Origin of the sequence: Corynebacterium axilliensis (assembly GCF_046097495.1) — a bacterium.
Classification (GTDB): domain Bacteria; phylum Actinomycetota; class Actinomycetes; order Mycobacteriales; family Mycobacteriaceae; genus Corynebacterium.
Genome location: NZ_CP175768.1, coordinates 376,065 through 394,962, shown reverse-complemented (window position 1 = coordinate 394,962; position 18,898 = coordinate 376,065). Strand labels below are relative to the sequence as shown.

16 protein-coding genes are annotated in these 18,898 nt (G+C 61.0%); 6 read left to right on the top strand and 10 right to left on the bottom strand.

The genetic code is table 11. The features are described from left to right. Positions 1–16: 16 nt before the first annotated feature. From ACKFR8_RS01930 to ACKFR8_RS01905, 6 genes are all read right to left on the bottom strand, one after another. Positions 17–1,453 (bottom strand): YkvI family membrane protein, encoded by a 1,437-nt coding sequence (locus ACKFR8_RS01930; RefSeq protein WP_408930448.1) that lies wholly within the window; start codon positions 1,451–1,453, stop codon positions 17–19. A gap of 160 nt (positions 1,454–1,613) precedes the next feature. Further along, entirely contained in the window at positions 1,614–2,672 is a 1,059-nt protein-coding gene (locus ACKFR8_RS01925) for an NAD(P)-dependent alcohol dehydrogenase (RefSeq protein WP_408930447.1), read from the bottom strand. Between the two features lie 55 nt (positions 2,673–2,727). Next, on the bottom strand, positions 2,728–4,233 hold the full coding sequence (gene gatB / locus ACKFR8_RS01920) for an Asp-tRNA(Asn)/Glu-tRNA(Gln) amidotransferase subunit GatB (RefSeq protein WP_408930446.1): 1,506 nt from the start codon (positions 4,231–4,233) through the stop codon (positions 2,728–2,730). 43 nt (positions 4,234–4,276) lie between these two features. After that, positions 4,277–5,875: an aspartate:alanine exchanger family transporter gene (locus ACKFR8_RS01915; RefSeq protein WP_408930445.1), complete on the bottom strand. Its 1,599-nt coding sequence runs from the start codon at positions 5,873–5,875 to the stop codon at positions 4,277–4,279. A 29-nt stretch (positions 5,876–5,904) separates the two neighbouring features. Then, a complete protein-coding gene (locus ACKFR8_RS01910) occupies positions 5,905–6,936 on the bottom strand; it encodes a 6-phosphofructokinase (RefSeq protein ID WP_408930444.1) in 1,032 nt (343 codons plus the stop codon). 44 nt (positions 6,937–6,980) lie between these two features. Next, positions 6,981–8,333 (bottom strand): DHA2 family efflux MFS transporter permease subunit, encoded by a 1,353-nt coding sequence (locus ACKFR8_RS01905; protein WP_408930443.1) that lies wholly within the window; start codon positions 8,331–8,333, stop codon positions 6,981–6,983. Positions 8,334–8,381: 48 nt separating this feature from the next. Here ACKFR8_RS01905 and ACKFR8_RS01900 point away from each other — a divergent pair, with 48 nt between their 5' ends. Together ACKFR8_RS01900 and ACKFR8_RS01895 are read left to right on the top strand one after the other, a co-directional pair. Beyond that, on the top strand, positions 8,382–8,705 hold the full coding sequence (locus ACKFR8_RS01900; RefSeq protein WP_296132671.1) for a hypothetical protein: 324 nt from the start codon (positions 8,382–8,384) through the stop codon (positions 8,703–8,705). Positions 8,706–9,163: 458 nt separating this feature from the next. Continuing rightward, positions 9,164–10,453 carry an HNH endonuclease signature motif containing protein gene (locus ACKFR8_RS01895; protein ID WP_408930442.1) on the top strand — a complete coding sequence of 430 codons (1,290 nt, stop codon included), beginning with the start codon at positions 9,164–9,166 and terminating at the stop codon, positions 10,451–10,453. Between the two features lie 109 nt (positions 10,454–10,562). Here the strand turns inward: ACKFR8_RS01895 and gatA are convergent, their stop codons facing one another. Next, on the bottom strand, positions 10,563–12,047 hold the full coding sequence (gene gatA, locus ACKFR8_RS01890) for an Asp-tRNA(Asn)/Glu-tRNA(Gln) amidotransferase subunit GatA (protein ID WP_296132674.1): 1,485 nt from the start codon (positions 12,045–12,047) through the stop codon (positions 10,563–10,565). Positions 12,048–12,049: 2 nt separating this feature from the next. Further along, positions 12,050–12,352: an Asp-tRNA(Asn)/Glu-tRNA(Gln) amidotransferase subunit GatC gene (gatC, locus tag ACKFR8_RS01885; protein WP_296132676.1), complete on the bottom strand. Its 303-nt coding sequence runs from the start codon at positions 12,350–12,352 to the stop codon at positions 12,050–12,052. Between the two features lie 175 nt (positions 12,353–12,527). Here gatC and ACKFR8_RS01880 point away from each other — a divergent pair, with 175 nt between their 5' ends. After that, on the top strand, positions 12,528–13,187 hold the full coding sequence (locus ACKFR8_RS01880) for an amino acid-binding ACT domain protein (protein WP_296132678.1): 660 nt from the start codon (positions 12,528–12,530) through the stop codon (positions 13,185–13,187). Here ACKFR8_RS01880 and ACKFR8_RS01875 read toward each other — a convergent pair. Continuing rightward, positions 13,180–13,932, bottom strand: a complete 753-nt coding sequence (locus tag ACKFR8_RS01875) for an HAD-IIB family hydrolase (protein ID WP_296132680.1) — start codon at positions 13,930–13,932, stop codon at positions 13,180–13,182. The genes ACKFR8_RS01880 and ACKFR8_RS01875 overlap by 8 nt on opposite strands. After that, on the bottom strand, positions 13,929–15,953 hold the full coding sequence (gene ligA, locus ACKFR8_RS01870; protein WP_408930441.1) for an NAD-dependent DNA ligase LigA: 2,025 nt from the start codon (positions 15,951–15,953) through the stop codon (positions 13,929–13,931). The genes ACKFR8_RS01875 and ligA overlap by 4 nt, the downstream gene beginning before the upstream one ends. Positions 15,954–16,080: 127 nt before the next feature. On the opposite strand from ligA, the gene ACKFR8_RS01865 reads away from it, so the two are divergent. From ACKFR8_RS01865 to ACKFR8_RS01855, 3 genes are read left to right on the top strand one after another with little or no spacing between them, the layout of a single operon-like run. Next, positions 16,081–16,812 (top strand): 3'-5' exonuclease, encoded by a 732-nt coding sequence (locus ACKFR8_RS01865; protein ID WP_408930440.1) that lies wholly within the window; start codon positions 16,081–16,083, stop codon positions 16,810–16,812. Between the two features lie 5 nt (positions 16,813–16,817). Continuing rightward, complete coding sequence (locus ACKFR8_RS01860) at positions 16,818–17,345, top strand: ArsR/SmtB family transcription factor (RefSeq protein WP_296132687.1); 528 nt, start codon at positions 16,818–16,820, stop codon at positions 17,343–17,345. After that, entirely contained in the window at positions 17,345–18,358 is a 1,014-nt protein-coding gene (locus ACKFR8_RS01855) for a serine hydrolase domain-containing protein (RefSeq protein ID WP_296132690.1), read from the top strand. Before ACKFR8_RS01860 ends, ACKFR8_RS01855 begins: the two co-directional genes overlap by 1 nt. Positions 18,359–18,898: the final 540 nt, after the last annotated feature.

The following is an 18,898-nucleotide window of genomic DNA, read 5'->3' as shown; positions in this document are numbered from 1 at the left end:
CAACTAGGCAGCGAGTTTAAGAGCGCTTGGTGGTGTCCTGCGCGGCGTCGTCCAGCGGCTCGTCCTCGCTGGGATCACCCACGGCGTCGGTCTCTTCCACCCACGCCTTGATTTCTTCTTCGCTGCGGTCCTGCTCCACGGCGTCGCGCTCGGTGTAGTAGGAGTGGTCGTTGCGGTTTTCTTCCCAGTCTTCCTTGTCGAAGTCCACCTCGTCGTCCTCGTGCAGCTCGTCCACGACCTCCGTGACGAGGTCCTCGAAGAGGGCCTTATCGTCCATGTTGGAATCGGCGATCTGCTGGCCAATCTCATCGTCGTAGCGCTCGGCATCGTAGTCCTCATCCGGGTGCAGCTTGAGGTGCAGCAGCGCACGGATGCGCTCGCGGCGCAGGCCCTCGTCCTTGATCTGGCCCAGGGAACGCAGCCAGCCCACGACGAGAATGACCACGAGCACGATGCCCATGTAGCCCAGCACCGGGTAGACGTACTGCATCAGCGCCTTGAAGCCGGCGAAGGACACCGCGAAGCCTGCCAGACAGCCGGCGATAAAGATGATGCGGTACTTGGACTCGTTGCCGGAGGACAGGCGCTTGCCCAGGGCGTAGAACATACCGATAGCGGTGTTAAAGATCATCAGGTAGATGATGACGGCCATGATGAGGCCCAGCGTCGGGTGAATGCGGTCCACCAGGGTGAGCATCGGAATATCGGAATCACCGAGGGACTCTGCATTCATGAGCAGAGCGAAGCCGGCAATGCCCATGAGGATGGCGTACACCGCGCCACCCACGACGCCGCCCCAGCCGGCCTCGCGCGGGCTGATGTTGTCGCCGCCGATCACCAGGGACATGGACACCGCCAGGATGAGTGCCAGACCGTTGTAGTTCAGGGCGGAGACCAGCCAGTTCGAGATCGGAGAATCGATAGCCGCGGAGGCGTCAATGGCAGCGGAGGCGCTCTCCGGCATGTGCATCAGCGTGTAGCCGCCCACAAAGAGCACCGCGATGATGATGGTCGGCGTCAGCATGCCGATGACCTGGGAGACCTTGTCCACGTCCATCATGCCGGTCACCATAACGAGCACCAGCATGAGCAGGGAGCCGACCCACGCCGGCCAGCCGAACTGCTGCTGCATGTTGGAGCCCGCGCCGGCCAGCATGACGAAGCCGACCGCGAAGAGGGTGAGCACCACCGCCACGTCCAAGATGCGGGAGATGATGGGGTGGGTGATGTTGCGGAACACCTGGTTGTGCTCGCTGGCGTGGAAGTAGCTACCGAGCTGGAGGAACACCGTGCCGGCCAGGGTCATGACCAAGCCGGCTACGACGATTCCCCAGATGCCGGGAATACCAAAGGACGTAAAATACTGGACAACTTCCTGCCCGGTGGCGAAACCCGCTCCCACGAGTAGGCCAATGAAGGACAGGGCAATGCCCACGACGTTTTTTATAGACACGTTTTCCTACCGATAGTCGTCTGACAGATAAAACGCGCCACGGTGTCTAACCATGGCGCGGTACTTATCTCACGCTACGCTGTTTCACACGGAAAACGCATTGTTCACGGCCGAGAAATTGCTCAGAATCACAGCCGGCCATGAACGGCATCACTCTATCTTAGGAGTGTGATGCGAAAGTTTCGGTGTCGATGACGAAGCGGAACTTCACGTCACCGGCCACCACGCGGTCATAGGCTGCGTCTACCTCGTCGACGCCGACCTTCTCAATGACCGCACCCAGGTTGTGCTCCGCACAGAAGTCCAGCATCTCCTGGGTCTCCGCGATGCCACCGATGTTGTTGCCGGTGAGCACCTTGCCGCCGCCGACGATGCTGCGCAGGTGCAGCGGGAGGGCCTCCGGCGGCAGGCCCACGACAGACATGATGCCGCGCGGCTTGAGCAGGCCCAGGTAGTCTCCAAGGTCATACTCGGCCGAAATGGTGGACAGGATGAGGTCGAACTCACCGCGGTGGTTGTTGAAGAAGTCCTCTTCCTCGGTGGTGGCCAGCGAACGGGCAGCGCCCAGCTTCGCGGCGTCCTCCGCCTTGCGGGAGGTGCGGGAAATCACGGTGACCTCCGCGCCCTTGGCGGCGGCAATCTGCACGCCCATGTGCCCCAGTCCGCCGAGGCCCACGATGGCAACCTTCTGGCCTTCCTTGACGTCCCAGCGAGCCAGCGGCGAGTAGGTGGTGATACCCGCGCAGAGCAACGGTGCCGCCACGTCGAAATCGAGGGAGTCTGGGATGTGCAGTACGAAGTTCTCGTTGACAACGACCTTCTCGGCGTATCCGCCCTGCGTGATGGTGCCGTCCACGTCCTTCGAGTTGTAGGTGCCCACGTTGCCGTTGAGGCAGTTCTGCTCCATGCCGGCCTGGCACTGCTCGCATTCGCCGCAGGAGTTCACCATGCAGCCAACGCCCACGCGGTCGCCGACTTGGAACTTGGTGACGTTCTCCCCCACCGCGGAGACTACGCCGGCAATCTCGTGGCCGACGGTGAGCGGGAAGTGCGCCTCTCCCCACTCGTTGCGGATGGTGTGAATATCCGAGTGGCAGATGCCGGCCGCCTTGATGTCGATGACAACATCGTCCGCGCGCGGGTCGCGACGCTCAATGGTCACAACCTTGAAGGGCTCGGTGGGGCCGGTCTTTTGAAGTGCTTTCGCTTTAATGGTCATGGCGACCACGGTACCCCGCAGCCGCCTGACCTCGCATAACGGAAATCCTTTCCAACTAGGAGAGCTTCTTAGCGATGAGCTTGTTCACCTGACCCGGGTCCGCCTTACCCTGGGTGGCCTTCATGACCGCGCCGACAATGGCCCCGGTGACCTTCTTGTTGCCGGCCTTGTACTTCTCCACGATGTCCGGGTTGGCGGCCAGGGCCTCATCGACGGCCTTCTCAATGGCACCGTCATCACGCACGACCTCGAGGCCACGCTTGGCGACGACCTCGTCGACGTCGCCCTCGCCCTCCAGCACACCGTCGACAGCCTTGCGCGCCAGCTTGGTGGTGAGCTTTCCTTCCTTCACCAACTCCACCACGCGGGCGACCTGTGCCGGGGTGATGGACAGTGCGGAGAGCTCGACGCCGGCCTCGTTGGCCTTGCCCGTCAGGTAAGACACCCACCAGGAGCGGGCCTCATCCGGGGTGGTGCCGGCCTCGACCGTCTCAATAATGAGGTCGAGCGCGCCGGCATTGACCAGGTCACGCATCTCCTCGTCCTTCAGCCCCCACTCCTCCTGAATGCGGGCGCGGCGAATCCACGGCATCTCCGGCAGGGTCTGGCGGATCTCTTTTACCCACTCGCGGGAGACAATCACCGGCGGCAGGTCCGGGTCGTTGAAGTAGCGGTAGTCCTCCGCCGTCTCCTTCGGGCGGCCCTTCGAAGTGGTGCCGTCGGTCTCCTGGTAGTGGCGGGTCTCCTGGGCGATCACGCCGCCGTCGACAAGCACCTGCGCCTGACGCTGCATCTCGAAGCGCACCGCCTGCTCCACCGAGCGCAGCGAGTTGATGTTCTTGGTCTCGGTGCGGGTGCCAAACTCCTCCTGGCCCACCGGGCGCAGCGACAGGTTGGAATCCACACGCATCGAGCCCTGATCCATGCGGGCATCGGACACGCCGAGCGCCGCCACTAGCTCACGCAGCGCGGACACGTACGCACGGGCAACCTCCGGGGCACGCTCACCGGCGCCGATGATCGGCTTGGTCACAATCTCAATCAGCGGAATGCCAGCACGGTTGCAATCCACCAGCGAAGAAGTCGCGCCGTGGATGCGGCCGTCGGCGCCACCAAGGTGGGTCAGCTTGCCGGTGTCCTCCTCCATGTGCGCGCGCTCAATCTCCACGCGCCACTCAGTGCCGTCATCGAGGACCACATCCAGGTAGCCGTCGTAAGCAATCGGCTCGTCGTACTGGGAGATCTGGTAGTTCTTCGGCTGGTCCGGGTAGAAGTAGTTCTTACGGGCAAAGCGTGAGGACTCCGCGATGGAGCAGTTCAGTGCCAGGCCGATGCGAATTGCGCCCTCGACGCCCTTCGAATTCACCACCGGCAGCGCGCCCGGCAGGCCCAGGGACACCGGGTCCACGTTGGAGTTCGGGGCTGCGTTGAAGTTCGTGGGCGAGGTGGAGAACATCTTGGTCTCCGTATTGAGCTCCACGTGGACTTCCATGCCCATCACCGGATCAAACTTTTCCAGGACCTCGTCGTAGTCCATCAGGTCATACATCGCAGCAGTCATGGATGCCATCTTAGTATGCGCGCCCTCCCCCGCGCTCATACGGCTAGCCCAGCAGCGTGATGCCGTGGGTGATGAGAATCTTTACAATCATGGCCGCCGGATACACCATGGCATAGCCCAGTGCCACGCGCTGATCTGTGTTTGTGCGGTTGTTAGCGAACGCCAATACGGCCGGCTGCGTCTGCGCGCCGGCCAGGGCTCCGGCAGTCTTCGTCGCCCCCACACGCAGCACGCGGCGCAGGACCACCGCGAAGCCCGCTGCCACCACAGTGGTGATCAGCGCGCCCAAAACTAATATCTTCCACCAGGAACCGCCGCTAAAGGCCCCCGCAATTTCACCGCCAGCGTTGGTGCCCGCCTGGGCGAGGAACAAGAGCAGCCCCAGCTCCGCCAGGACCGTGTTCGCCGAGTGCGGAAGCGCGGTAACCGTCGAGCCAATGCGTCCGATACGCGCCATCACCAGCGCCACGATGAGCACGCCGGCGGCCGCACCCAAGTTAAAAGAGCTCCCGCCCGGCAGCGGGATATCAATGTGCCCCACAAAGATGCCCACGGCGAGCCCCAAGCCCAGCGACACCGGATTAATGTCGGTCAATCCCTGCGAGGAATCCCCCAAGAAGGTCGAGATTTCCCGCAGCGCCCGCTGGGTGCCCACCACCCGCACGCGGTCGCCGAGCTCCACCACGTGTTCTGGAATCGCCACCTGGTCGTTATCGGCGCGCCGAACGCGCGAGATACGCGCCCCCCAGCGATCCGCCAGCTGATTATTCAGCTCCGCGATGGTCTTCCCCGCCAACTCGTGCTCGGAGATGGTGATGCGGCGGAAGTCTAGGTCGTGGCGATCGTCATTCAGAATCTGCGGCGATTCCCTGCCAGCACTCCCCAAGATGTTATCGAGGTCCTCGGGAGCACCCACCAGAGTGACCACATCGCCCGGATGCAGCACGTCGAAGTACTTCGGAATGGTCAGCTCGTTGCTGCCCACGCGGCGCAGGCGCGTGACCTGCACCTCACCGTTGCCAATACTGTCGATTTCCGCGATCGAGATTTCCCGCATCACCTGCATGTGCTGCCTAGTGACGGGTGACATGGTGTCGTCGTCATTGCCGGCGTCGCGCAGCACCAGCACCGTCGCCGCCAACATCCCGATGACACCGAAGAGGTAGGACACCGCGTACCCCACGGTGGCCGCGCCTGGATCGCCCGTGCTTTCCGACGCCGCCGCCAACGCCGGCGTATTCGTCACCGCACCGGCAAACGTGCCAGCAATCGTGGCATTGCTCAGGTCGAAAACGTACCTTCCCACGCCAAAGGCCAACCCCGCCGCCACGAGAAAGACCCCGATCATTGAGAGGACCGGCCCAGTGGCCGTTTTGAGCGACTTAAAGAACGCCACGCCCGAGTTGTTGCCAATACCGAAGGCGAAGAGAACCAACCCCAAGGTCCCCAAAATCGGCGGCACGGAGGCTTCCACCCCCGCTGCCTGCGCGGCGGCCGAAAAAGCGATCCCCAAAAAGAGCACCGCCGCGGCACCCAAACTGATGCCGCGAGACTTGACGCTGCCCAGCGCCATACCAATGCCAATGAGCAGGAACACTAACAAGATGGGCTGCTCGGCGAAAAACGCCATCACGTTCGTCATGACTAGTGCGGTGCCCCACGGAGGGCTATTTAGCCAAAGAGCGCCTGCGCATTGGAGTAGCGCTTCGCCGGGACAACCTTGAGCTTGCCCACGGCATCTTCCAGCGGGACAAGGTCGATGTTCTCGCCGTGCAGTGCTACGCACATGCCGGACTGGCCGTTGTGGGCTGTGCGAGCCGCGTGCGTACCGTAGCGGGTAGCCAGAACGCGGTCGTACGCGGTCGGCGTGCCACCACGCTGGATGTGACCCAAGACCGTCGTGCGCACGTCGTAGCCCGTGCGCTTCTTAATCTCGTCACCGATGACCTGGCCAATGCCGTTGAAGGTCTGGTGGCCGAACTGGTCCACGCCGCCCTCTTCGAAGTCCATGGTGCCTTCCTTGGGCAGCGCACCCTCGGCCACACAGACGATTCCGTACTTCTCACCCATCTGGAAGCGGCGCTCCATCGCCTTCGTGATATCGGCGATATCGAACGGCACCTCGGGGATAACGGTGTAGTGAGCGCCGCCAGCCATGCCTGCATGCAGGGCGATCCAGCCAACGTGGCGGCCCATGACCTCCACGATGAGAATGCGGTTGTGAGACTCTGCGGTGGTGTGGAGACGATCAATCGCGTCGGTTGCCACAGAAACGGCAGTATCGAAGCCGAAAGTGTAGTCGGTGGCGTTGACGTCATTATCAATAGTCTTCGGCACACCAATGACCGGAATACCGTTGTCAGACAGCCACTTAGCGCCCTTCAGGGTGCCTTCGCCGCCGATAGCGATAAGAGCATCTACGCCGGCGTCAGCCATGTTGGCCTTGATAGTGTCCAGGCCCGCCTTGAACTTGTCCGGGTGCAGGCGGCCGGTACCCAGGATGGTGCCGCCGCGCAGCAGAATGCGGTCGATCTCTGCATCGTCGTAGAGGTCCCGGCGGCGGTCCTCCATGAGGCCAACCCAGCCGTCCTCATAGCCGACAACCGTATCGCCGAACTCGTTGGATGCGGTACGAACGACCGCGCGGATAACAGCATTCAGACCGGGGCAATCACCACCGGATGTCAGTACAGCAAGACGCATGCTTTCTAAGCTACCCCGTTGCCAGCTGTCTCGCAGTTACGGGTTCAGCCATGGAGCGTGTCGGTGAAGAATAGGGATGCGCACAACCCTACGGCCAGCGCCGCCAAAATGACGAACAGCGAACTCGCCACCCCAGCTGCCTGCAGAGCCGCCGAGACAGCAGCCACACCAATCACCGATCCCACCTGCCGTGAGGTGTTATACACACCGGAGGCGGCTCCCATGAGTTCTGGCGGAGTATCCCGCATCGTGGTCGCCGCGTTGGAGCCCCAGATGAAGGACTGCCCCGCTCCAAGTGCGGCGCACGGCAGCGCCAGCCACCACCCTGAAGTGTCACTCAGCATTAATGCCCACGCCCCAATGAAAGTGGCGAGCAGGATTCCGAATCCAAAAAGCGCGAGACGCCGCGGATCGAGTTTGTCTGCCAAGATTCCAGCCAGTGGTGAGATGCACAGCGATACCAGCGCCATCGGGGTGACAACCAGCCCGGCATCCCCCGCCGACAGTCCCCGCTCATCTTGCAGCCACATCATCATAGGGATCATCATCGATGCCGCCATAAAGCCCATCGCCACGATGGCTACCGACCCGACCGAGTAGTTTCGATCCCTGAAGAGCACCAGCGGAACCAGCGGTTCACGGCTGCGCTCCTGCAGAGTGATGAACACCACCAATCCCACGACACCGCAAGCGAGCAATGCCCATATCCACCACGGCCAACCGGTCTCTGGGCCCTGCTGCACCGCGAAGACGAGACACGTCAGTGCAATAAAGGACACGCCTGCGGAGGCGTAGTCGATTCGCCTGCCGGACGTCGGCAGCTCCGGCACCCACCGTGCGGCCAAGGTAATGGCCAGAAAAACGAACGGAACGTGCACCCAGAACACGGCATGCCACCCGAAAGCGCCTACTACGAAGCCGCCCACGAGCGGACCCGCCAGCGTGGCCACCGAGCCCACGATACCCCATACGCCTAGTGCACGACCGCGCCGCGACCTTACAAATATTCGGTTAATCACAGCCATGGATTGCGGCATTTGAATTGACGCACCGAGGCCTTGCAGCGCACGCGCCGCGATGAGAAGCTCCACGTTCGGAGCCAGCGCACAGCAAACGGCACCGACACCAAACAGCCCCACTCCCAGCTGGAACATACGCTTCTGCCCGTAGATATCTCCCAGCCGGCCGGTGTACAACAGTGGCACCACCACAGCAAGCAGATACACAGCCGATACCCACATCACCTGGTTGACCCCGGCATCGAAGTACCGCTGGATGCCGGGCAGCGCAACCGCAATCATCGACTGATCAAGCAAGGATACGAAGAAGCCAAGGGACAGCGCTGCCATGGCGCGCCAGGCGTTACTCTCCGCTGGGAGCACGGTGGGTTGATTCATGCAGCGAAGTCTAGCCACCGCTTCGGACACGGGCCTAGACTGGTCCGCATGGGAATGATTGACATTAAGAAACCGCAGGACGTCTCCACCGCCACCACCGTAACCTTGGGGCTCATCGGCGGGTGGGTTACCGCTAAGGAAACAGGAATCCGCCCACTGGGTGGCGTGATCCTCGCTGCCGCCGGAGTGTGGGCCGGCCGCAGCTGGTGGGCCAAGACTACTCCCGCCACCACCGCGGGCTTGGCCGCCTTGTACACGGGCGCGTTTGGCCTCTCCCACCCGCTGGCCAAGAAGATCGGGGCATGGCCGGCCGTCCTTACCGTGACCGCAGCATCCGCCGGCGCTGCCTACGCGCTTTCCGACGCCAAGTAGATCCACATAAATAGAACGCCCAGCGTGTGCCGAATAATAGGGGCGGCACTCGTGGGCGTTCTATCTGTCTCTCTCACAGTGTGATCCGCACCCAGCAGATGCAATCACTAAGTTGATTCTAACCTAACGCTTCCCTTCTGTAAAGCCTTGTGGAAATATTTTTTTAATGCCGGGTTTTCGCAGCATAGACACCGTTTAGTAGACGCCAATTTACACAGCCCGCCCGGCATCCCAACTGTTTAACGGATGAAATTTTGCGACACGCTACCCCCACTCTTCAGCACCCAGCAAAGACATACACCCAACTCGCCAGAGTCGCACACCTGACCTAAAGTGAAGCTTGACACCCCCACCGCGACACTGACTCCCTGCAAATACACGCAGAGTATGGCCATTTTCACCACGTGCCACTAGTCTGAAAATAGAACAGCATTTCGACTATGTCACCCGGGGGATTCATGAGCACGACCACTCGCCCACCAACTTCTCAGCACTTAAAGTTTTTCGCCCACACCAACCCTTCCAATCCACTTGCCCAAGCCCGCGCTGCAGTCCGACGCGCCGACTACGATTGCTGGCGCCAAGCACAGCCAGATCTGGATGCCGATATTGACACGGTGGCGCTTAGCCTCGTGAACGCATGGGGCCTCAAGGAGGCTTACATCAAATCTGGACTGCGAGCACTCAATCGGCTCGATAGCCTGCCTAAACTTAAGCGGCTCCAGGAAACCCACTACCTCCTCGATATGGCCGGACTCATCGCTATAGACGGGCCGATGCAAGCCTTAGCGGGGCCCGACGTGGAAACACTCGCGCTTATCGACGACTTGTTGGTGAACTACTTCACCGCCGACCAGCCGCATCAAGTCTTCCCCACCGTGGACAAGATTCGGCGTCGCATGCGTGACATCTGCCGCTCTCTGGACGACACTATTGCCTATCGGGATACGAGACCGAAAGACAGCTATGCCTTCTCCAGCAACGGAACGAAGGCCTGGATTGAGCTTGGCGTCGATGAAGACACCGGCATCAAGCTCGACGCCTTCATCCGGAAGACCGCATCTACGCACGGAATCTCCATCACGGATGCCATAAAGAAGCTTCTCTCCGGAGAAATCACACCGCCTGCCACGGTCATCCTCCACACCTATCGCGCTACGGACGTGGAAGGAGCACCCACCTTCATCGAGAATCATGGGTGGCGTTCCGCCCCGATGCCGCATACCCGCATCCGCGACCTTTTCGACGATGTAGAGCCTGCACAAGGCTATGTCTGTCCGGAAGTCATGCGCAAAATAGTCGAAGGCAGGGACGGCACCTGCCGCGTCGGCGGCTGTAATAAGCCCGCCTACCACTCGCAAATGGACCACCGGCACAACTATTCCGAGGGAGGCGCCACCCACCCCTCCAACTTGGGTTCGCTGTGCCAGGGCCACCACAACATGAAGACAGACGGTCGCCTGCACTATCTCCTCGACCCCTATACCGGGGACATCGTCTGGCTTTTCGACGACGGTACGTGGACCATCACCAAGCCTGAAGGGCCCCTAGCCCCGAAGATGCAACGGTGGGCGCAGACCGTAGGCCAGCACATTACCAACCGCCGCACGTTTGTCCGCGAACAAGCACAGAAGCTCAAAGAAGAAATCGACGAATACAACGCCAAGCAAAAAGCAAAGGCCAAAGAAAAAGAAAGTAAAGAAGCGGAGGCGAAGGGCGATGACCTCCCCGACGACATCCCCTTCTAAACGGCGGCGTCGAAATAAACGACGCCACCTCCCTTCCCACAACGCGAAAGTCCTCCACAGCTCCAAAGAACCGGGAGGACAGTCGTGGGGTCAGTGCCCTTGGGGCTGGCTACTTGCGGCCTGCCTCGTAGGCTGCGCCCACCTTGTACAGGCGATCGTCCTTAAAGGCAGGTGCCATGATCTGCAAGCCGGTCGGAAGGTTGGAGTCCGATGCCAGTCCGGACGGTACCGACATGCCACACAGGCCTGCGAGGTTGAGCGGCAGCGTGCACAAGTCAAAGTTGTACATCGCCATCGGGTCCTCAACCTTCTCGCCCAACTTAAAGGCCGTAGTAGGAGTCGTTGGGGAGACCAAGACGTCGGCCTGCTCAAAGGCGCGCTCGAAATCTTGAGCAATGAGGGTACGCACGCGCTGGGCCTGCAGGTAGTACGCGTCGTAGTAGCCGACGGACAATGCGTAGGTACCGAGCATGATGCGGCGCTTGACCTCGGGGCCAAAGCCAGCCGCACGCGAAAGGGACATGACCTCTTCCGCCGAGTGGGAGCCATCGTCGCCGACGCGCAGGCCGTAGCGCATGCCGTCGAAGCGAGCCAGGTTGGAGGACACCTCACACGGCATGATGAGGTAGTACGCGGCGAGGGCGTCGTCGAAGTGCGGGCAATCAACCTCAACGGTCTCGGCGCCCTGAGACTTCAGCTGCTCAACGGCCTCGTGATAAGCCTCCATAACGCCCGGCTGCCAGCCGTCACGCTCAAACTGCTTGATGAGACCGACCTTGACGCCGGTCAGGTCGCCCTTGGCGCCTTCCTTCGCGGCGGCTACGACCGGGGCAACCGGCTTATCCACCGAGGTTGCATCGAAGGAATCGTGGCCCGCGATGATCTCGTGGAGCAGCGCCGTGTCGAGGACAGTGCGGGCAGTCGGGCCCGCTTGGTCCAGGGAGCTAGCGGCAGCGATAAGCCCATAACGGGAGACGGTGCCGTAGGTCGGCTTCACGCCCACGGTGTTGGTCAGCGCGGCCGGCTGGCGAATGGAGCCGCCGGTATCCGTACCAATGCCCAGCGGAGCTTGGCCGGAGGCCAGCGCCGCGGCAGTGCCGCCGCCCGAGCCGCCCGGGGTGCGCTCGGTGTCGTAAGGGTTGTGCGCCGGGCCGAAGGCAGAGTTCTCGTTGGAGGAACCCATGGCGAACTCGTCGAGGTTCGTCTTGCCCAGAATCGGGATGCCGGCCTCGCGGAGCTTGGAAACGAGGGTGGCATCGTAAGGCGAGACCCAGCCTTCGAGCATCTTGGAGGCGGCGGTCGTCGGGGCGTCGGTAGTAACCAGCAGGTCCTTCAGAGCCAGCGGGACGCCCGCCAAGGCGGACGCGGGCTCCTCGCCAGCGTCGAGAGCCTTATCGACGGCGTCGGCAGCCGCCAGCGCTTCCTCGGCACCTACATGCAAGAAGGCGTTGAGCTCATCATTGGTTTCACCAATGCGATCCAGGAACGCCTGGGTTACCTCGCGGGAGGTCAGCTCACGGGAGTGAATCTTCTCCGCAAGCTCGGCGGCGGTCAGGGACGTCAAGCCCTCAGCGGGCGCGATAAACTGTGCCATTTTTACTCGTCTCCTCCACCCAGAATCTGCGGAACCATGAAGCGCTCGTCTTCGGATGCAGGCGCCTGGTCCAAAGCCTGCTCGGCGGTGAGGGTACGCACGATGACGTCCTCACGCATCGGCGCGTTAACGGAGTGCGGGTGCGACATCGGCTCCACACCTTCCGCTTCGACCTTGCCGACTGCGGATACGGAATCCACAATCTCATCAATCTGAGTAGCGAACTGCTGCAGTTCTTCCTCACTCAGGGCCAATCGCGACAGCTTTGCCAAGTGCGCGACCTCGTCACGCGAAATATCAGACACGCGAACTCCATCCTTTTATTCACTGAGACGGTTAATGCTCTCCCATGGTACTTCACGCCTTCCAGCGCGCCACCACCGCTCCTATCTATCTGACTATTGAATAGTATTCCGCGGGTTATGTACCATAGATCACGTTAAATCAACCGCTTAACGCCAGTTACACAGAAAGATCATCATGTCCTACCTTGTACGCGTCCAGCTCCCCGATAGCCCCGGTAGCTTGGGTTATTTGGCGCACGCACTGGGAGACATTGAGGCGAATATCCAGTCGGTAGACATCGTGGAGAACTTCCCCGACGGTACCGTCATGGATGACATTGTGGTGGACCTCCCGCAATCCACAATGGCCGATGAAATTATTACAGCTGCACAGGGCGTCGACGGTGTGGAAATTGATTCCATTCGCCCGTTTAGCGGCCGTGTCGATCGCCGCGGTCAGATTCATTTGCTCGCACGCGTTGCGGCGCGCACCAGCGTGAAAGCCGCTATGCAAGAGGTCTGTGCCGCCATTCCCAAGGCTCTGACCTCGAACTGGGCCATCATCACCACGAATATCTCCCCCATCAAGCGCATCGCAGCGTCGGATGCAGCGCCTGCCGACGACGGCACGAACCCCACCGAGCTCGGCATCACCGAGGCCCGCATCCTCAACAAAGACCGCGATACGTGGATTCCGGAATCATGGACACTCCTGGACTCCTCACTGGCCGCTGCACCGCTGGTGGGCACCAACTACGTGGTGGTCATGGGCCGCGTGGGCGGACCGGACTACTTGGCCTCCGAGGTTCAGCACCTCGGAGACCTCGGCGCTATCCTCGGCAAATTCCTCACTTAAGAAGTTGGTGCAGCCCGGCGGCTACGTCGGGCACCACGTGGGTGACCTGGTCACTGATAGCCGCGTCCGGGAAACTGAAGGACTCGGTGGCGATGGCGTGCATCGACAGATCGTTGAAACTATCGCCAAAAGTGTAGAGCTCGGAGCCTTCAATACCGAGATGACCAATGAGCCGCGTCAAGCCCTCGCCCTTGTTATGGCCCGGCGGCATGATGTCGTAGAACCCCATGTTAAAGGAGGACTCGACGTCGAAGTTTGCGCTGACCCACGCGTCGACCTCGTGGCGCAAGGCCTCGTCATCCGGAATCCACAACGACAGTAGGACGGTGTCACCCACACTATCCAGATCGGTCGGCCGAGCATTCGGAACCATGGAGGATTCTCGGTTTGCGAGGCCGTTCCATACCAAGGCATCAGAACCAGTCAAGGTTGTGGCGTAGATATTGATCCCTTGACGTCCGGAAAACCGTTGGACAATCTCCCCGACTACGTCACTGGGGAGATGCTCCTCCTGAATGATCGAATAGTTCCCAGTAGTAATGACGGTGCCGTTGTAAAGCACGTGGTAGTCCAGTTCCACGCCGAATTCCTCCAGGGTGCCGCGGGCACTGGAAATCGATTTGCCCGTGGCGGATACTGCGAGGTTGCCGGCTGCTCGCCACGCGGCGATGGCGTCGCGGCACGCGGGCGTGATCTCTTCATCGACGTATACCGTGCCGTCCATATCTAGCGCCGCAATTTTCATGCTTCTCCCTCCTCCAGCAGGCGCTCAAAGCCCGCTTCATCCAGAATTCGAAGACCGAGGTCGCGGGCCTTCTGTTCCTTCGATCCCGCGTTGTCACCAACCACCACATAGCTGGTCTTCTTGGACACCGAACCCGATGCCTTACCACCACGCGAAATGATGGCCTCCTTCGCGGAATCACGCGTGAAGTTCTCCAACGTGCCGGTGACCACTACGGTAAGACCCTCGAGGGTTTGCTCGGGTTTATCCGAAACTTCGTCCGCCATGCTCACGCCCGCGGCAGTCCAGCGCTGCACAATGTTGTCGTGCCAGTCCACCTCGAACCACGCTTTGAAGGACTCGGCGATGATCCCGCCAACTCCGTCTGTATCTGCCAGTTCTTCCACCGACGCGCTCCGCAGTGCGTCCATCGACCCAAAGCGCGTGGCAAGGGCTCGGGCGGCAATCGGCCCCACGTGCCGGATGGACAGGGCCACCAGCACTCGCCAAAACTCAGTCTGCCGGGCGGTCTTGAGGTTCTCCAGAAGCTTCTTGCCTGAGGCATTCAGGGCGCCCTTTTGCGTGGTATACAGCGAAGACTTGAGCAGTGCCTCTTCGTCCAAGTCAAAGAGGTCTGCCTCGTCCTTCAGCACACCGGAAGAGATGAGGTCAGCTGCAGCCTTCTCTCCCAGCGCCCCAATATCGAGCGCCTTGCGGGAGGCAAGATATTCCAGACGAGCTGCAAGCTGCGCCGGACAGCTACGCGTGTTGGGACAGCGCCAGTCCTGATTGCCCTCCTTCTGCGGGGCTAGCTTCGTACCACAGGCGGGGCAATTTTCCGGGAAGACCCATTCCGTTTCGCTGCCGTCGCGCTTATCCAACACAGGGCCTAGGACCTCCGGGATAATCTCGCCGGCCTTGCGGATGATGATGGTATCCCCAATGAGGACGTTCTTGTTCTTGACCTCGAATTGGTTATGCAGGGTGGCCATGGAGACCGTCGAGCCAGAGACAAAGACCGGCTCCATAATCGCAAACGGTGTCACACGTCCGGTACGTCCGACACCGACCTCGATATTGAGCAGCTTGGTCGTCACTTCCTCCGGCGGGTACTTGTACGCGATAGCCCACCGCGGCGCACGCGAGGTGGCGCCGAGGGCACGCTGGCTGGCTAGGTCATCGACTTTGATGACGAGTCCATCCATCTCGAAGTAGGCATCGTGGCGGTGTTCTGCCCAGTGCTTAACCTGGTCTTGCACCTCCCTAGCGCTGGTCACACGCTTGGTATAGGGCGAGACTGGGAATCCCCACGCTTCAAGAGCACGGTAGGCGTCGTGCTGCGAGGTGGGCTGGAAGCCCTCCCGCGCGCCGATTCCGTGGCAGACCATGTGGAGCCGACGCTTCTTCACGTCTTCGGGGTCCTTCATGCGCAGGCCACCGGCTGCCGCGTTGCGGGGATTAGCAAAGGTGGGCTTGCCGTCTTCTCGGCGCGCAGAGTTAATCTCCTCAAACTCGTCCGGGCGCATGTAGACCTCGCCGCGCACCTCCACCAAGGACGGGACGGGGTACTCCTCCGTACCCGTCAGCTCTTGGGGGATGTCCGGGATGACACGAGCGTTCGCGGTGATGTCTTCACCCATGCGCCCGTCGCCACGCGTGGCTGCCGTAGCGAGCGTGCCATCGCGGTAGACCAAGTCGATAGACAGGCCATCGATCTTCAGCTCGGTGAGATAGGACTCTGCTGGAGTGCGGTCCAGCCAATCCTGCAGCTCATCAGCACTAAAGACGTTGTCCAAGCTGTACAGGCGCTCCAAGTGCTCAATGTCGACGGCGCCCTCCGGCGCGGCGCCCACCTGCTGGGTAGGCGAACTTGGCGTCTGCAGTTCAGGGTGCTCGGCCTCGAGGGCCAACAGGCGCTGGAAGAGCGCATCAAAGTCGGCATCTGGAATCGCGGGCTCACCGTTGTAGTACAGCTCGCGGTGCTTGCGCACCTCTTGCGCAAGCTCGGACCATTCGCGTTGGATATCTACTGCATCACTCACGAGTCACTAGTGTAGCCGGGCTGCCGGACATGCCTGTGACCTGCAGTTGGTCATTCTGCACGTGTTCGTCCGTCATTCTGCAGGACTCCCATAGTGCGTGTCCGAGCCGGGCGCTAGAGTGTTGTCCATGAACTTCGACGCCACCCGCATGCTCTCCTTCGACCTCGAAACCACCTCCGTTAAGCCCAAAGAAGCCCGCATCGTCACCTCCGCTCTCGTGCGCATTGACGGGCGCGAAGTGGACAAGCGGGAAATGCTCGCTGACCCGGGCGTGGAAATCCCGGAGGAGGCCGCGAAGATTCACGGCATCACTACTGAGAAGGCCCGCGCGGAGGGGCGCCCGCACGAGGAGGTTCTCAAAGAGACGGTCGATGCCATCTACCAGGCCTGGGAGGATGGACTCACTCTCATCGTGTACAACGCCGCCTACGATCTCTCCGTACTGCGCGCCCTGACCGGGGATTTCACGGTCAATGGTCCGGTGTATGACCCGTTTGTCATTGACCGCGTCAAAGACAAGTGGCGCAAAGGAAAGCGCACTCTAGAGGACGTGTCCTCTCACTACGGCGTGGAGCTGAGTAACGCGCATGAGGCTACTGCCGACGCCCTCGCGGCCGCCCGTGTCGCCTGGAAGCAAGTGCGTCAGCACTTCCCTGAGCTGTCCCAGATGGATACCAACGAGCTCATGGAGTACCAGGCAGTCGAGTGGTACAAGGACCGCGAGTCCTTCAAGAGGTACCTGGAAGGACGCGGTCGGGATGCCTCAAATGTCTCCACCGCGTGGCCAATGATTCTCTTAATTCCAGGACCCCCTTTTCCCGTTAACCCTTGCCAGTTTTCTAGAGTTCTGGAATTCTAGAAAACATGGAAACGACAGTCGAAGCACGCCTCGCCGAGCTTGAAGCGCGCGTCGCCGCACTTGAGGGACGCGCCAGCGCCGAGCACACCGACCCCGCTTCACGCACCTCCACCCAAGCAACCACCGAGGATTCGATTTACTGGCTCGTTGACGCCCTCGCGCCCAACGAGCAGCTTCCCGACGGCTCCGTCATCTTCGGCGGCAATATCAACGTCGGCAAGCGCGCCTATGCCTATCAATGGCAGCGCCCAACCACCTTCGTCACCGATGAGGAATGGACGGAGAATCTTGAGCGCCTATCCGCGCTCGCCCATCCCGTTCGCGGCGAAATCCTCCGCCGCCTGCTCGCCGCACCTGCGACGGCAGCCGAGCTTGTCGAAGAAAACATCGTCTCCTCCACCGGCACCGCCTATCACCACTTAAGCGCACTGACCCACGCCGGCTGGACCACCAAGTCCGGTGGCGAATATGCCATCCGCCCTCCCCGCGTTATCCCCCTTCTCACCATCATCACTGCAAGCGAGGACCACTAATGCAGAACCGTGTCGCATCCAAGATTGCCCTAGCTATCATCACCATCATTGTTGTTGCCGCCGTCCTCCTTGTTGTAGGGCCACAAAGAATTGCTTTGGCACAAGACAAAACTGGCGACGAAGCCCTAGCAACCCAGCTGGAAAAGCACTCCGAATCCGGTTTCCACAATCTCACCGCCTTCACGCTTCACGACGGCCAAGCCACCTTCGCGGGACTGGGCAGCGACGAGCACACAGAGATCGAAATCGGCTCCGTGACCAAGATGTTCACCGGCGAACTGGCCCACCAGCTCGTCGACGAAGGAAAGTTGAAACCTGATACCACTGTGGGCGAAGTCCTCGATGTCGGCGATGCTCCCGTCGCTGACGTCACCGTGAGGGAACTGCTTAACCACACCTCTGGTCTACCGCGACTGGCGAGCGCGAGCCTCCTCAGCAGTCTCGCCTCGGGTGTCACCGGTTCGAACCCCTATGAAGGCGAGACCGTAGAGGACATCATGGCTGCCGCCACGAAGGCCGAGCTGAAGAACCGCGGCGAAGAGTCCTATTCGAACCTTGGCTATGGGCTCTTGGGCCACATGCTCGAGACCGCCGCTGGACAGCCTTATGAGCAGATGCTCAAAGAACGCATCTTTAAGCCAGCCGGCATGACGGAAACCTACCTCATGACGCCAGGCTCAGTGCCTGACGACGCCCCACGCGGCCTCACCCCCACCGGCCGCCACGCCGAGCCTTGGGAGATGGACGGCTCCGCTCCCGCGGGAGCCATCCGCTCCACGGCAAGTGACATGGCCAAGTTCGCCGAGTGGTTCATGGATAACGGCGATACCGACTACGGATGGCAGCCGCCCAGCGAGGACAATGCTGGCTTCTGGCACAACGGCGGCACCTATGGCTATTCCACCATGCTCATCGTCGATCCAGAGACCAAACGCGCCGCCTTCGCCAACAACGATTCCTTCACCGGCACCGAAGACCTAGCCCAAGCACTATTCGACGAGCTCGCACCCTAAGGAGAAATCGTGTTCCTCACTATCAGCATGATCGTTATCATCGCCTCCCTCCTGTGGTCCGCATGGAAGGCATTTACCACCCCAGGAAAGACGGTCTACCGCGCTATTTCTGTAGCGATAACTGCCCTCGTCCTAGTCCTTATCGGATATACCCTACCCTGGAATACAGACCTCCATTTCGCCTGGTGGTATGGCCTCGTCGCCGCATGCGCTCTGTATGCCGGCGCAGTAGCTTGGCGGGCTATGGACTCGAAGCCCGCAAACACAATCTAAGTCCTCCCGCAAACTGACGTTATGACTGCTCCCTCTCACCGCACGGTCCACATCCATAACGTCGCCCCCACCGTAATTGCCACCCTTCAGAAGCGCGTTGGCGGCGCGAACCGTCGTCGAACCCCGAGGTGTCCCCGCTGCAAACGGGAATCGAGTCAAGGCTGCGAATGAGGTAGATAAGTTTGTTCGAGCCTTCCCAGTTCAAGATGATGAGGTCATCGAGTTTTGTCCCGTTCGGGTCATTGCGTGGGGCCTGAAAACGGATCT